Genomic DNA, 13,512 nt, shown 5'->3' on the forward strand with positions numbered 1-13,512 from the left:
CTCGCGCTAGCGCTCAGTTGCCGCGGGTCGAGGCGAGCCAGAGCCCGCCGCCGATCAGGAAGCCGCCGCTGAACTTCGACATCAGCCGGACGCGCTTCTGCGAGAGGAAGCGGCCGGCACGCCCGGAGAGGATCGCATAGGCGCCGTCGCTGAGCGCGGCGAACAGCATCGTGGTCGCGCCCATGATGACGATCTGCGTGGCGTAGTCCCGCGCCGGGTCGAGGAACTGCGGGAAGAAGGCGCCGAAGAAGACCAGCGTTTTCGGATTGCTCAGCGCCACCAGCAGCCCCTGCAGGAAGAAGCCGCCGCGCGGCGGACGTGCTTCGCCTGCGCCCTCGGCGGACGCGCCGGCACTACGGTACATCTTCCAGCCCAGCCAGATCAGATAGGCGGCGCCGGCGAGCCGGACCCAGTCGAACCAATGGCCCATGGCCGCGATCACCGAGCTCAGGCCGATGCCGACGATCGCGATCATGATCGCGAGCCCCGCCTGCGTTCCTGCCATGTTGAGAAGCCCGGCGCGGCTACCATGCTTCAGGCTGTTGGCGATGATCAGCGTCACGGTCGGGCCGGGTACGATGATGATGACCAGGCAGGCGACGAGGTAGGCGGCGAAGAGTTCGAGTGACATGGAATAGCCTCCGACGGCTTGGCGGCCGCCTCGCAGACGGCGCGTCATTCCTCTCCTGTTCGCGGAGGCCTGTCGAGAGAGGAGGAGCGGACGTGCCGAAGACTGATTTCCAGGTTGTCCCGCTGACACCGGAGCACTGGCCGGCGCTGGAGGATCTCTTCGGCCCGCAGGGGCCCTGCTATGGCTGCTGGTGTAACCATTTCCGCATGTCGCCGAAGCTGCGCAAGCCGCTGCTTGGCGAGGGCGCACGGCAGCTCTTCGAGGAGCGGGTGAGGGCAGGCCCGCCGCCCGGCGTGCTCGCCTTCGCCGGCGATGTCGCCGTCGGCTGGCTGCAGGTCGGGCCGCGGGCGCATGTGCCCGAGTGGAACAATCCGCGCCGCGCCTCGACGCCGCTGCCGGACGCAGCAGCCGAGGACGAGCGCAACTGGGCGGCCTCCTGCTTCTTCGTGCGCAAGGGTTTTCGCGGGAAGGGCGTCACGGCGGCACTGCTGGCTGGCGGGCTTGATTTCGCGCGGCAAAGCGGCGCGCGTCTGGTCGAGGCTGCGCCGATGGACAACGAGGGGAAGCGCAGTGCCGATGGGCTCTATGTCGGGCCGGAGAGCGTGTTCCAGCGCGCCGGCTTCGCCGAGGTCGCGAGGCAAAAGCCCGGTCGGCCGCTGATGCGGTTCGCGTTCTGAGAGCCGGCGATTGCGGCTTCGCGTCCGGGTCGATGTCAAGTTTAAAATTTAAGATATTTGAGATAGTTAGCTGGCTCCGTTAAGCATCTGTTTGCTTCGCAGCTGCGAGAAGTCGGCCGCTCGACTTTGGCGGTGGATGTGATGCGGCGGTTCGGGTTGACGGCGAAGATCACGGCGCTTTTCGCGATCTTCGGCATCGCGGCGGCGCTCGGTCTCGCCAGCGCCGTGAGCGGCCTCGATTCCGTCCACGACATCGATCGCCAGGCCTTTGGCGGACAGCAACTCGCCAACAAGGCGGCACTGCTCTCCAGCCGGGTGGCGCAGGCCTCGCTCCTCAGCCGTTTCGAGGACGCGACCGAGCCGCGGGCCGTCGAACAGGCGCTCGATCAGCTCGATGCCGCCGTCGAGCTCGTCGATGCGGCACGGGCCAATCTGGCCTCTTCCTTGCCGGCAAATGTCCAGCAGTCCAACGCGACACTGGATGCGCGTATCCGGACCTTCATCGATTTCCAGCGCGACATCGTCGAGATCGGCCGCAAGGTCTCGCCGAAGGCCGCGCTGATCGAAGCCTCGGCCGAAGCCGCAAAGGAGAATGTCCGCCAGATCATGCTGGTGACCTCGGCCATGCGTGACGACCTTGATCGGCAGGCCGGGATCGCAGCGTCCCGGGCGCAGGATCTTGCTTCGCAGGTGAGGTTGCGTGTCATCGTGATTGCCGCCGGCCTGCCGCTCGCCGGCGGGATGCTGGCGATCCTGATGTTGCGGACGCATCTGACCCGGCCGCTGCGCGAGCTGATGGACGCGATCAAGCTGGCGACATCGTCTGACCGGGTCATCGACGTGCCGCATCACAGGCGCCGCGACGAAATCGGCGAGCTTGCCCGCACGGTGCGCACGCTGAGCGAGGTCCGCGCCACGCTCGTCACCCGCGATGCCGAAGCCGATCTCTCGCAGCAGCATCAGCAGCGCCGGACCGAGGAACTGCACCGCATCGCCCAGGAATTCGAGACGCGCATCGGCCGCCTGCTCGCCGATATCGGCCGGTTGAGCGAGGGATTGCGCGCGGCGCTCGCCGCCTCCGCCGCCCGTTCAGCGCAGATCTCGCACAGCGGCAACGCTGCTGCACAGGCCGTCGCAGGAGCCGGCGATGAAGCGGAGCGCATCGCCGATGCCGCCTTGCGGCTGGAGGAGGTCGTCGAGCAGATCAATCGCGAGGTCAGGCGGGTCTCCGAGACCGCGAGCCTCGCGACCCGCGACGCCGCCGGCACGGTCGGCCTCGTCGGTCGATTGACGGAGAATGCCGGCAAGATCCGCGACGTCGTCCAGCTGATCGAGGCGATTGCCCGGCAGACCAATCTGCTTGCCCTCAACGCCACCATCGAGGCGGCGCGGGCGGGCGCGCATGGCCGCGGCTTCGCCATCGTCGCCAGCGAGGTGAAGGCCCTGGCGACCCAGACCGCCGACGCGACGGCGCAGATCTCGACACGGATCGCGACCGTGGACACGGCCCTGTCGCAGGCCGCCCAGGCGATCATCGGTATCGCCGGCCGGGCCGGTGCGGTCGAGCAGGCGAGCACCGAGATCTCGACCATGGTCGCCTCGCATACCGGCCTGCTGCAGGGGCTCGGCGAGACCATAGCGCGCATCTCGGTGGTCACGGGGCAGGCGGCCAGCGCTGTCACGACGATCGCCGGCGCCGGCGTCCAGACCACGGCCCATGCCGAGCAGGGCGCGAGCGGTGCCCGCCAGCTCGATGAGCGCATCTCGGCGCTGCAGGCCGAGGCCGACGAATTCGCCCGGCGGCTGCGCGCCGCCTGAACCGGCTTGCCTTGACCGCCCGACTCGCGGCCTTGTGCGCCATGCCCAAAAGCATCCGCATTCACCCATGAGCTGGTCGCCGCAGCAGGACGCGGCGCTTGCCGCCGTGGCCGATTGGCTCAAGGTCGGCTCGCCGCAGCTCTTCCGCCTGTTCGGCTATGCCGGCACCGGCAAGACCACGCTCGCCCGGCACATCGCCGAGGGCGTCGACGGCACCGTCGTCTTCGCCGCCTTCACCGGCAAGGCCGCGCTCGTCCTGCGCAACAAGGGCTGCGAGGGCGCGCAGACCATCCATTCGCTGATCTACCGCTCGCGCGGCGTCGACGAGGAGAGCCCGACCTTCGTGCTCAACCGCGAAAGCACCGCCGCCAAGGCCAAGCTGATCATCATCGACGAATGCTCGATGGTCGACGAGGAGTTGGGGCGCGACCTGCTCTCCTTCGGCACGCCGGTGCTGGTGCTCGGTGATCCCGCGCAGTTGCCGCCGGTCAAGGGTGGCGGCTTCTTCACCGAGGCCGAGCCCGACGTGATGCTGACCGAGGTCCACCGCCAGGCGGCCGACAACCCGATCGTGCGCATGTCGATGATCGTGCGCGAGGGCGGCCGGCTCGAGGTCGGCGATTATGGCGCGAGCCGGATCATCCGGCGCGCCGAGATCACGCCCGAGATCGTGCTCTCGGCCGATCAGGTGCTGGTCGGCATGAACAAGACGCGCCGGCAATATAACGCCCGCATGCGCCAGCTCATGGGCCATGTCGCCAATGTCCCGGCGGTCGGCGAGAAGCTGGTCTGCCTGCGCAATGACAAGAGCAAGGGCCTGCTCAATGGCGGCGCCTGGATCGTGCAGGAGCTGAAGACCTCGAAGAAGGGCCTCGTCACCATGCGGGTGACGCCGGAGGACGATACTGGCGGCAAGCCGGTCAAGGTCTCGGTCATGCCGAACTTCTTCGACGGCACCGAGGATGAGGTTCCCTGGGAGCTGCGCCGCCACACCGACGAGTTCACCTTCGGCTATGCGCTGACGGTGCACAAGGCGCAGGGCTCGCAATGGGACAATGTCGTGCTCTTCGACGAGGCCTTCGCCTTCCGCGAGCACCGGGCGCGCTGGCTCTATACCGGCCTGACCCGCGCTGCCGAGACGATCACGGTGGTGATGTAAGCGCTGCCAGCAGGCGAGCGCGTTCGAGATCCTTCGGGCGGCCGAAGCCTGCGATGATGCGCCGGAGCTCGTCCCGCTCGGGTACGTAGACGGTTGCCGAGCCGATCGGGATGGCCAGCCGCGTCACTGGCTGAACCGGATGCCAGGCATCGCCGACGCGATGCTCGAAGCCGGCCATGAGATCCACCGGGACGGGGGGCGTCGGCCATTTGGCGAGGATCGTCGAGCGGAACAGAGGGTTCGGCGACCCTCGATAGGGTTCGACGCCGAGAGCAGGCAGGATGCGGCTGATATCCTCGACGCTGAGCAGGACGTCGACATCGGCGACGCTGATCGGTCTGGCGCCGTGCAGGGCGGCCGCAGCGCTCGCGATGATCCACCAGGGATCGCGTGCCGTCTCCATGATCGCAGCGACGGAACCGAGGGTTTCGATCAGGGGCGCTGGCAGGCTCATGGGCAGCTTATAGCAGCTCCGGAATCGCTGCGGCGAACCCAGTCAGACCGTCACGGTAGATTGGAATTGCGCGAAATGCTGCTGGCGGAGAAGAATTTTCTTGGTATGCGATGGTCTCGTGCTGGCCCGGCAATGCATCGGAACCCGAGATGATCGCAGCTTCGACCTTTGACTTGCACATCGATCGCCGTGGCAGCAATTGCGCCAAATGGGACAAGATGGAAGCCATCTACGGCGTGCCGGCATCCGAGGGCATCGCCATGTGGGTCGCCGACATGGATTTCCGCCCGCCGGCCTGCGTGCAGGCCGCGGTCGAGGCGATGGCCGCCCACGGCGTCTACGGCTATTTCGGCGACGAGAAGACGAACAGCGACGCGATCCGCTGGTGGATGCAGGAGCGCCATGGCTGGGCCGTCGAGCCGCAGGCGATCTTCACCACGCATGGGCTGGTGAACGGCACCGCGCTCTGCGTCGACGCCTATACCAGGCCCGGCGACGGCGTCGTGCTGATGACGCCGGTGTACCATGCCTTCGCCCGCGTCATCAAAGCCGCTGGCCGCGAGGTCGTCGAATGCCGGCTCGCGCAGGAGGATGGCCGCTATGTCCTCGACATCCCTGCCTGGGATGCGCAGATGACCGGCAAGGAGAAGATGCTGATCCTGTGCTCGCCGCATAACCCGGGCGGGCGCGTCTGGAGCGGTGACGAGCTCCGCCAGATCGCCGATTTCTGCCTCCGCCACGACCTGATCCTGGTCTCTGACGAGATCCACCACGACCTGGTCATGCCCGGCTACAAGCACATGGTCATGCCCCTCGCGGCGCCGGAGATCATCGATCGCCTGGTGATGATGACGGCGACGACCAAGACCTTCAACATCGCCGGCGCCCATGTCGGCAACGTCATCATTCCCAATGAGGCGCTGCGTGCGCCGTTCCGCGCCCGCATGAACGCGCTCGGCATCTCCCCGAACTCCTTCGGCATGGAGATGTCGACGGCGGCCTACAGCAAGGAAGGCGCGGCTTGGGTCGATGCGCTCGCGACCTATATCGACGGCAATCGCCGGCTCTTCGACGAGGCGATCCACGCCATTCCCGGCCTGCGCTCGATGCCGTTGGAGGCGACCTATCTCGCCTGGGTCGACTTCGCCGGTACCGGCATGGACGCGAAGGACTTCATCGCTCGCGTCGAGAAGCAGGCGAAGATCGCGGTGAATCACGGCGTGAGCTTCGGCGCCGGCGGAGACAGCTTCCTGCGCTTCAATCTCGCGACCCAGCGTTCCGTCGTGGTCGAGGCAGCCGAGCGCCTGAAGCGGGCCTTCGCCGACCTTCAGTGAGGCTGGCTGCGGGCGAAAGTCCGTCGCCGCGGCCTTCAGAAATGCGCGAGATAGCCGCCGTCGACCGGTAGCGTGACGCCGGTGACATAGGCCGCTTCCGGTGAGCACAGGAAGGCGACGGCGCCGACCAGCTCGGTCGGCGCGCCCCAGCGCCCGATCGAGGTCCGCTGCGCCAGCATGCCAGCGATGCCGGGATCGGCGACGAGGCCGGCATTGGCCTCGGTCGCGAAGAAGCCGGGCGCGACGGCATTGACCGTGATGCCGCGCTGGCCGAGCTCGGCCGCGAGCGCGCGGGTTAGCGCCTCCAGCCCGCCCTTGGTCGCGATGTAGCCGGGGTCACCGGCCCGCGCGATCGAGCCGGCGATCGAGGTGATGTTGACGATGCGCCCGCCATCCGGGATGTGCGGGGCGAGCCGCCGCACCAGGTCGAAGGGCGCAACGAGGTTGACCTCGAGCAGCGCGCGGAAGGCGGCACGGTCGAGCGCATCGAGCGGCCGGCGGTCGCGCAGACCGGCATTGTTGACGAGGATGTCGATGCGGGGATGGCGTACGACCAGCGCCTCGAGTGCCCGCGCGGTCTCCTCCTCGTCGGCGAGATCGGCGGCGAAGGTCGAGACGGCGAGGCCTTCGGCGATTAGCTCAGCGGTAGCGCTGTCGAGCATGTCCTGGCTGCGGCCGTGGAACACCACATGCGCGCCGCGCGCCGCGAGCCCTTTGGCGATTGCAAGGCCGAGGCCCTTGCTGGCCCCGGTGACCAGAGCCGTTCGTCCGTTCAGATCAGTCATTACGTCTCGCCGTCAGCCTTGCAGATCCGCCGAGCTTGTCGCCCGGCGGCGTCCTGTCGCGTCAGCACTGGTCGGCTCCATCACAGCCGCTGCGAGGTCGTGCCCTTGGCGATGATCGGGCCGGTCGGGCGCCCGGTCGGCGAGCCGGTCGCCGGCTCCAGCGTGATCTCGAAGAGCTGGTCCTTGCCGAGCGGCAGGTTGTCGAGCCGCAGCGGCGTCGAGCGCGCCCGGTCGATCAGGCCGACCGAGCGCGGTCCGACGGCCCGGTCCCACAGGGTCCAGATCTCCAGCGCCTTGCCGGCCGGCACGTCGATGCTCTGCAAAGGCAGCATCTCGACACGTCCGTCCGCGAAGGTGTTGACCACGGCGGCGGCGGCGTTGCCCTCGGTCAGAAGCACCGCGACCATCAATGGCTGGCGCCTGGCGCGATCGAGTGCGCCGACGAGACCGACTGCCAGCAGCAAGGTCGCGAATGCGCCGGCGAAGGCAGCGCCGCGCCAGACGAACAGGCTGTTCCACCATTCGGCAAAGCGGCTGGAGCCAGCCATCGCCGGGCGGGCCGTCGCCGCCGAAGCCGCCGGCTGGATCAGGCCCGCCAGCCCGGCCTCGATCCGGGGCCAGAGATCAACGGATGGCGCGAGCGGCGTGGCAGTCGCATCGAGTGCAAAGAAGTGCTGCCGCCAGCGCTCGACCGAGGCGGCGAAATCGCGATCCGTGTCGAGGCGGCGCTCTGCCACTGCGAACTCAGCGTCGTCGAGCAGGCCGAGCACATATTCGCCGGCGAGCGCGTCGCGCTCTGGCGGGCTGAGTTGATCGTCGCGGGAGGGGCTCATCCGAGGCACTCCTTCAGCGAGAGCAGGGACCGCCTGATCCAGGATTTGACGGTCCCAAGCGGCAGCTTGAGGCGCCCAGCGATCTCGCCATGCGTCAGCCCTTGCACGAAGGCGAGCAGCACGAGGCCGCGCCGTTGCGGCGGCAGCATCTCCAGGCAGGCGCGCAGCGCCGTGGCGTCCGATAGTTTCGCCATCACCGTCTCGGGGTCGTCCTCCTCGCTCGCCGTCTCCTCGGCGATCGGCGTGTCGCTGGTCTCGGTCCGTTTCTCGTCGCGCAGGATCGAGAGCGAACGGTTGCGCAGGATGGCGTAGATCCAGGTCAGGCCGGCGCCGCGCTCCGGGTCGAAGCGGCCGGCATGCCTGAAGATCAGCACGAACGCATCCTGCACCGCTTCCTCCGCCAAGGCGCGGCGCTTCAGGAGACGTTGCGCCACACCGAGCATACGCGGCGACTCGGCCTCGTAGATGCGGCGGAGCGCTGATTTATCGCCGGCGGCGCAGGCGAGCAGCGCGGTTTCGATCTCGCCGAGCTCTCCTGGCTGCTTCACGTCGGTCGCCATCCGTCTCCCCGGTCTCCGGCCGTCCTCGCGAGAGCGGCGGCCCATTGTTACGCGATGCCCGCCGCCTTGGATGCAGGCTGAGGCTTTTATTTTTGCACCCGCATCCGCCCCGGAAGCTCGTCGCTATCCGCCATGGGTGCCGCGTCGCAGGAGGCGTCGGCCAGCCCCTTTGAGATCGCGACACCAACCGGAGGACATCTCATGACCAAGGCTCGCAACCTGCTTCTCGCATCCACCATTCTCGCTGCGGCCGTCGCGGCCAATGCAGCCCAGGCTGGTACGCTCGCCGTGCTGACCGGCGATGACACGCTGACCATGGTCGATACCGCGACCCAGAAGGCCGGCAAGTCGATGAAGGTCAGCGGCATCAACGGCAAGATCGCCGGCATCGATGTCCGCCCGGCCGACGGCATGCTCTATGCGCTCGCCACCGACGGCACGATCTACACGGTCGACAAGGCGGGCAAGGCGACGATGAAGTCGAAGATGGACACGGTGCTGCCCGCCAGCACGATGGCGACGGTCGACTTCAACCCGGCGGCCGACCGTTTGCGTGTGATCGGCGCCGACGGCACCAACCTTCGCGTCAATGTCGACGACGGCAAGACCATGGTCGACGGCAAGCTGAAATTCGCCGAGACCGACATGCACAAGGGCGAGACGCCGATGGTCGTCGCCGGCGCCTACAGCAATTCGGTCAAGGGCACCAAGGAAACGGCGCTCTACGACATCGACGGCAAGATCGGCGGGCTCCTGAAGCAGGCGCCGCCGAATGACGGCGTGCTCGGCGCAATCGGCAAGCTCGGCATCACCCCGAAGGCGATCGCCTTTGACATCGAGACGGCTGCCGATGGCAGCAACACGGGCTGGCTCGTCGCCGATGGCGGCCTCTACAAGCTCGACATCGCCACCGGCAAGGCCGCGATGGTCGGCAAGATCGGCGGGCTCACCGCGCCGGTGCGTGATGTCGCGGCGCTGCCGGCGATGTGACCCGAAAGCATCTTTCGACCAGCGGGAGGCCGTCGTTCCCTCGGGAGCGGCGGCCTTTCGCGTTGCGGAGATGGTCGGGCTTTCGCCATAGTTGCAGTGGACTTTGCGGGCGGCGACGCAGATGGCGGAGGCGAGGGCATGGCAGATTGGTCAGACCCGCGCTTGAAGATGCTGGCCCTGCAACGTTTTGGCCTCGGCCTGAGGCCGGGGCAGAGCGCAGCGCTGGGAGATGCACGCGAGCGCCTGCTCGCGGAGATTCGCAGCGACGGCGCTGCCCAGCCGCGCGCCAGCTTCTCCGGCGCCGCGCCGATCGGCCGGGCGCTCTATGCCTTCGAGGATGAGGAGCGCGCGGCGCGTGAGGCAAAGCGCGTCGCCGGCCAGCAGGGCATGGGGCAGGGCGTGCAGGTCGCAGCCGCGCCGCCTATGTCCGGACAGCCGCAGGGACAGATGCCCGCTCCCGCGCAGCCGGTTCCCCAGTTTCCGCAGGCGATCTATCGCGAGGAAGCGGTCGCGCGCTTCCAAAGCGCGCTCGAGGCCGAGACCGGCTTCGCCGAGCGAATGGTGCAGTTCTGGTCGAACCATTTCTGCGTCTCGGTCGCCAAGGGCAATTTCGTCCGCGCCATGGCTGGCGCCTTCGAGCGTGAGGCGATCCGCCCCAACATCTTCGGCCACTTCGAGGACTTGCTGATCGCGGTCGAGAGCCACCCGGCGATGCTCAACTTCCTCGACAACCAGCTCTCGATCGGCCCGGATTCGCGCGCCGGCAAGCGCCGCGGCCGCGGCCTCAACGAGAACCTCGCCCGCGAGATCATGGAGCTGCATACGCTCGGCGTCTCCGGCGGCTATACGCAAGGAGACGTCACCTCGCTGGCGCGGATCATCACCGGCTGGACCGTCGTGGGGCGCGATGCGCGGCTCGGCTTTCCCGGTTCCTTCGCCTTCAATCCCGGCCTGCATGATCCCGGCGGCCAGAGACTGCTCGGCAAGGTCTATCGACAGGACGGCAAGGAGAAGGGCATGGCGGCGCTCGCCGATCTCGCCCGCCATCCGAGCACGGCCAGTTTCATCGCCCGCAAGCTCGCCCGCCATTTCGTCGCCGACGAGCCGCCGCAGGCGCTGGTCGCCGAGCTTTCCCGCAGCTTCCGCGAGACGGGCGGCGATCTCGCTGCGCTGTCGCGTACGTTGGTGACCTCGGAACTCGCCGTGGCGGCGCCCGCGACCAAGCTGCGGACCCCGCAGGAATTCCTCATCGCCTCGTTCCGGGCGCTCGGCCGCAAGCCTGATTTCGGCCAGGTCGCCGGGCCGCTCGGCGTCATGGGCCAGCCGCTCTGGCAGCCCTCCGGCCCGGACGGCTATCCCGATACCAATGCGGCCTGGGCGACGCCGGAAGGTATCAAGACCCGCATCGATGTCGCGGCGCAACTCGGTCGGCAGGCGGCCGGTTCGGTCGCCGACCCACGCGCGCTGGTCGAGGAGGTGCTCGGCCCGATTGCCTCGCCGCAGACCCGGCAGGCTGTGGCGCGTGCCGAGAGCAAGCCTCAGGCGCTCGCGCTGCTGTTGATGTCGCCCGAATTCCAGCGGAGGTGAGCATGGCCGCCGACGACGATGATTGCGAACGGATGACGCCTTCGCGCCGCGCCGTGCTCGGGGCGGCCAGCGCGCTCTTCGCCTGGTCCTACATGCCGAAATTCGCGCATGCGGCGGCAGGCTCGCGCGATGCCCGCTTCCTGCTGGTGGTGCTGCGCGGCGCGCTCGACGGGCTCTCGGCCGTGCCGCCGCTCGGCGATCCCGCTTATGCCGATCTGCGCGAAGGCATCGTGCTGGCCAAGGACGGGCCGGAGGCGGCACTGCCGCTCGACGGCTTCTTCTATTTGCACCCGGCGATGCCGAACCTTGCGCGGCTCTATGCCGGCGGGCAGGCCGCGATCGTCCATGCCAGCGCCACCGGCTATCGCGAGCGCTCGCATTTCGACGGGCAGGACGTGTTGGAAAGCGGGCAGGGCGGGCCGGGCAAGACCGATAGCGGCTGGCTCAATCGTTTGATCGCCAGCCTGCCGCCGGGCGAGGCGGTCTCGCGTCATGGCGCACTCGGCGTCGGCGTGGTGCCTCCATTGGTGGTGCGTGGCGCGGCGCCGGTGCTCGGCTGGGCGCCGCCGCGCATGGCGCGGGCCGGGGCCGATCTCGTCCAGCGCCTCGGCGATCTCTATGGCGAGCGCGATCCGGCCCTGGCGCTGGTGCTGAAGCGAGCGATCGAGACCGAGCTGATCGCGAGCAAGCAGGGCGCCGAGCAACCGCGCGGCGGCGGCGGGCCGGACAGCGCCGAGGGCATGAAGCGCATTGCCGAGGGCGCAGCGCGACTGGTCCGTGCCGAGGACGGCCCGCGCATCGCTGCATTGGCGTTCGAGGGCTGGGATACCCATGCCAACGAGGGCGGCGCCAAGGGAAGGCTCGCCACGCTGCTCGGCGGGCTCGACGGCGCGCTCGCGGCCTTCGAGAGCGGGCTAAAGCCGGTCTGGAAGGACACGGTGGTGATGGTCGTCACCGAATTCGGCCGCACCGCCCGTGTCAACGGCACGGTCGGCACCGATCACGGCACCGGCACGGTCGCCTTCCTGGTCGGCGGCGCGGTCAAGGGCAAGCGGATGATCGTCGACTGGCCGGGGTTGAGGCCGGAGCAACTGCACGAGCAGCGCGATCTGAAGCCGACCACTGACATCCGCGCGGTCGCGAAGGGGGTGGTCGCCGATCTGTTCGGGCTATCCGGGCCTGTGCTGGCCGAGAAGGTGTTCCCCGGCACCGGCGGGCTCGCGCCGATGCAGGGGCTGATCGTCTAGCTTCCTTCTCCCCTCGGGGGAGAAGGTGCCGGCAGGCGGATGAGGGCGCTTCGACTGGGTGAGACAGAAAAGGGCCGCTTACGCGGCCCTTCCCTCATCCGTCAGCGCTTCGCGCTGCCACCTTCTCCCCCGAGGGGAGAAGGGGTCATCACGCCCAGGCGCGCTTTGCCAGCTTCTCCTCGAAGGCGTCGATCTTGCTCGACTTCTCCATGGTGAGGCCGATGTCGTCGAGGCCGTTGAGCAGGCAGTGCTTGCGGAACGGGTCGATCTCGAAGCGGATCTCGCCGCCATCCGGCCCCTTGATACTCTGGTTCACCAGGTCGACGGTCAGTGTCGCGTTCGAGCCGCGATCGGCGTCGTCGAACAGCTTCTCCAGGTCCTCCTGGCTGACCACGATCGGCAGGATGCCGTTCTTGAAGCAGTTGTTGTAGAAGATGTCGGCGAAGCTGGTGGAGATCACGCAGCGGATGCCGAAGTCGAGCAGGGCCCAGGGCGCGTGCTCGCGCGACGAGCCGCAGCCGAAATTGTCGCCGGCGACCAGGATCTCCGACTTGCGATAGGCGGGCTGGTTGAGGACGAAGTCCGGGTTCTCCGAGCCGTCCTCCTTGTAGCGCATCTCCGAGAACAGCGCGGTGCCCAGCCCGGTGCGCTTGATCGTCTTCAGATACTGCTTGGGGATGATCATGTCGGTGTCGACATTGATCACCTTCAGCGGGGCGGGGGTCGAGGTCAGGGTGGTGAAGGGCTGCATGGCGGATACTCCGGCAGGTCTTGTCTGGTCAGGTTGGGGCGACGGCTAAGTCAGAGCTGCGCCGTCAGGAGCTTGAAGCTGGCGAAGGTGAAGAAGGCGGCGAGGCAGGCTTCCGCCCGGCGGCGGATCCTGCGGTAGCCCGCCACCATCGAGGCGGTCGAGAACAGGTAGGCATAGGTCTGGTTGATCGCGAGCGAGATCGTCAGGCAGCCGAGGATGATGGCGTAGAGCACCACCGCCGGCGTCTCGGGCCTGAGGCCGAGCGCGATGATCGCCGTCCAGCTCAGGATCGCCTTCGGGTTGGTGAGGTGCATCAGGTAGCCGCGCAGATAGAGGCGGCGGCCCGAGCCACTGGCTTTCGGCGGCGGCATCTCCGCCTGCATCGCCGAGCGGGCCGAGCGCCAGGCCAGGAACAGGAGATAAAGCCCGCCGACGATCTTGATGGCGTAGAGCGCTCCGGGATGGGCGACGATCAGCGCCGTGACGCCGATGGCGGCGAGGATGCCCCAGGTCAGCGATCCCGTGGTGACGCCGAGCGCGAGCGTCATCCCGGCTTTCCGACCATGCTCCATCGAGGTCGCCATGACCTGGAGATTGCTCGGTCCAGGGCTGGCCACGGCGATGACGAAAGCCGAGAAGACCAGGGCCAGGTCGGGCAGATGGCGGATCAGTTCGTCGATCATTGT

Annotated in this window: 14 protein-coding genes; 7 read left to right on the forward strand and 7 right to left on the reverse strand. The window is 68.1% G+C overall.

Annotation, left to right across the window (positions count from 1 at the left end; all coding sequences use genetic code 11):
- Positions 1–13 precede the first annotated feature (13 nt).
- A complete protein-coding gene (locus tag AC07O0_RS03135; RefSeq protein WP_494619938.1) occupies positions 14–631 on the reverse strand; it encodes a LysE family translocator in 618 nt (205 codons plus the stop codon).
- A gap of 92 nt (positions 632–723) precedes the next feature.
- Here AC07O0_RS03135 and AC07O0_RS03140 point away from each other — a divergent pair, with 92 nt between their 5' ends.
- The 3 genes from AC07O0_RS03140 to AC07O0_RS03150 all read left to right on the forward strand — a co-directional run bounded on the left by AC07O0_RS03140 (position 724) and on the right by AC07O0_RS03150 (position 4,285).
- Positions 724–1,308: a GNAT family N-acetyltransferase gene (locus tag AC07O0_RS03140; RefSeq protein ID WP_494619940.1), complete on the forward strand. Its 585-nt coding sequence runs from the start codon at positions 724–726 to the stop codon at positions 1,306–1,308.
- Positions 1,309–1,464: 156 nt separating this feature from the next.
- Complete coding sequence (locus AC07O0_RS03145) at positions 1,465–3,126, forward strand: methyl-accepting chemotaxis protein (RefSeq protein WP_494619942.1); 1,662 nt, start codon at positions 1,465–1,467, stop codon at positions 3,124–3,126.
- A gap of 67 nt (positions 3,127–3,193) precedes the next feature.
- Positions 3,194–4,285, forward strand: coding sequence for an ATP-dependent DNA helicase (locus tag AC07O0_RS03150; protein WP_494619943.1), 1,092 nt, complete (start codon positions 3,194–3,196; stop codon positions 4,283–4,285).
- On the opposite strand, the gene AC07O0_RS03155 is transcribed toward AC07O0_RS03150, so the two are convergent.
- On the reverse strand, positions 4,269–4,739 hold the full coding sequence (locus AC07O0_RS03155) for a hypothetical protein (RefSeq protein ID WP_494619944.1): 471 nt from the start codon (positions 4,737–4,739) through the stop codon (positions 4,269–4,271). The two genes, AC07O0_RS03150 and AC07O0_RS03155, sit on opposite strands and share 17 nt — an antisense overlap.
- Before the next feature lie 149 nt (positions 4,740–4,888).
- On the opposite strand from AC07O0_RS03155, the gene AC07O0_RS03160 reads away from it, so the two are divergent.
- Entirely contained in the window at positions 4,889–6,073 is a 1,185-nt protein-coding gene (locus tag AC07O0_RS03160) for a MalY/PatB family protein (RefSeq protein WP_494619946.1), read from the forward strand.
- A gap of 35 nt (positions 6,074–6,108) precedes the next feature.
- Here the strand turns inward: AC07O0_RS03160 and AC07O0_RS03165 are convergent, their stop codons facing one another.
- From AC07O0_RS03165 to AC07O0_RS03175, 3 genes are all read right to left on the reverse strand, one after another.
- Positions 6,109–6,858 carry an SDR family oxidoreductase gene (locus AC07O0_RS03165; protein ID WP_494619948.1) on the reverse strand — a complete coding sequence of 250 codons (750 nt, stop codon included), beginning with the start codon at positions 6,856–6,858 and terminating at the stop codon, positions 6,109–6,111.
- A gap of 80 nt (positions 6,859–6,938) precedes the next feature.
- Positions 6,939–7,691 (reverse strand): anti-sigma factor, encoded by a 753-nt coding sequence (locus AC07O0_RS03170; protein WP_494619949.1) that lies wholly within the window; start codon positions 7,689–7,691, stop codon positions 6,939–6,941.
- Positions 7,688–8,251, reverse strand: a complete 564-nt coding sequence (locus AC07O0_RS03175; RefSeq protein WP_494619950.1) for a sigma-70 family RNA polymerase sigma factor — start codon at positions 8,249–8,251, stop codon at positions 7,688–7,690. Before AC07O0_RS03175 ends, AC07O0_RS03170 begins: the two co-directional genes overlap by 4 nt.
- A gap of 201 nt (positions 8,252–8,452) precedes the next feature.
- On the opposite strand from AC07O0_RS03175, the gene AC07O0_RS03180 reads away from it, so the two are divergent.
- From AC07O0_RS03180 to AC07O0_RS03190, 3 genes are all read left to right on the forward strand, one after another.
- Positions 8,453–9,241, forward strand: a complete 789-nt coding sequence (locus tag AC07O0_RS03180) for a DUF4394 domain-containing protein (RefSeq protein ID WP_494619952.1) — start codon at positions 8,453–8,455, stop codon at positions 9,239–9,241.
- A 138-nt stretch (positions 9,242–9,379) separates the two neighbouring features.
- Positions 9,380–10,828: a DUF1800 domain-containing protein gene (locus tag AC07O0_RS03185; protein WP_494619953.1), complete on the forward strand. Its 1,449-nt coding sequence runs from the start codon at positions 9,380–9,382 to the stop codon at positions 10,826–10,828.
- 2 nt (positions 10,829–10,830) lie between these two features.
- Positions 10,831–12,075 (forward strand): DUF1501 domain-containing protein, encoded by a 1,245-nt coding sequence (locus AC07O0_RS03190; protein ID WP_494619955.1) that lies wholly within the window; start codon positions 10,831–10,833, stop codon positions 12,073–12,075.
- A gap of 148 nt (positions 12,076–12,223) precedes the next feature.
- Here the strand turns inward: AC07O0_RS03190 and leuD are convergent, their stop codons facing one another.
- A complete protein-coding gene (leuD, locus tag AC07O0_RS03195; protein WP_494619956.1) occupies positions 12,224–12,826 on the reverse strand; it encodes a 3-isopropylmalate dehydratase small subunit in 603 nt (200 codons plus the stop codon).
- Positions 12,827–12,876: 50 nt separating this feature from the next.
- Complete coding sequence (locus AC07O0_RS03200; RefSeq protein ID WP_494619957.1) at positions 12,877–13,509, reverse strand: LysE family translocator; 633 nt, start codon at positions 13,507–13,509, stop codon at positions 12,877–12,879.
- Between the last annotated feature and the right edge of the window lie 3 nt (positions 13,510–13,512).

Source organism: Allobosea sp. GW821-FHT10B12 (genome assembly GCF_059415545.1).

What these genes read in the sequence shown, in the direction of transcription:
- AC07O0_RS03200 (WP_494619957.1), bottom strand. Translation starts at nt 13,509, where the DNA reads ATGATCGACGAACTGATCCGCCATCTGCCCGACCTGGCCCTGGTCTTC.
- AC07O0_RS03170 (WP_494619949.1), bottom strand. Translation starts at nt 7,691, where the DNA reads ATGAGCCCCTCCCGCGACGATCAACTCAGCCCGCCAGAGCGCGACGCG.
- AC07O0_RS03160 (WP_494619946.1), top strand. Translation starts at nt 4,889, where the DNA reads ATGATCGCAGCTTCGACCTTTGACTTGCACATCGATCGCCGTGGCAGC.
- AC07O0_RS03185 (WP_494619953.1), top strand. Translation starts at nt 9,380, where the DNA reads ATGGCAGATTGGTCAGACCCGCGCTTGAAGATGCTGGCCCTGCAACGT.
- AC07O0_RS03165 (WP_494619948.1), bottom strand. Translation starts at nt 6,858, where the DNA reads ATGACTGATCTGAACGGACGAACGGCTCTGGTCACCGGGGCCAGCAAG.
- AC07O0_RS03155 (WP_494619944.1), bottom strand. Translation starts at nt 4,739, where the DNA reads ATGAGCCTGCCAGCGCCCCTGATCGAAACCCTCGGTTCCGTCGCTGCG.
- leuD (WP_494619956.1), bottom strand. Translation starts at nt 12,826, where the DNA reads ATGCAGCCCTTCACCACCCTGACCTCGACCCCCGCCCCGCTGAAGGTG.
- AC07O0_RS03190 (WP_494619955.1), top strand. Translation starts at nt 10,831, where the DNA reads ATGGCCGCCGACGACGATGATTGCGAACGGATGACGCCTTCGCGCCGC.
- AC07O0_RS03175 (WP_494619950.1), bottom strand. Translation starts at nt 8,251, where the DNA reads ATGGCGACCGACGTGAAGCAGCCAGGAGAGCTCGGCGAGATCGAAACC.
- AC07O0_RS03135 (WP_494619938.1), bottom strand. Translation starts at nt 631, where the DNA reads ATGTCACTCGAACTCTTCGCCGCCTACCTCGTCGCCTGCCTGGTCATC.
- AC07O0_RS03150 (WP_494619943.1), top strand. Translation starts at nt 3,194, where the DNA reads ATGAGCTGGTCGCCGCAGCAGGACGCGGCGCTTGCCGCCGTGGCCGAT.
- AC07O0_RS03180 (WP_494619952.1), top strand. Translation starts at nt 8,453, where the DNA reads ATGACCAAGGCTCGCAACCTGCTTCTCGCATCCACCATTCTCGCTGCG.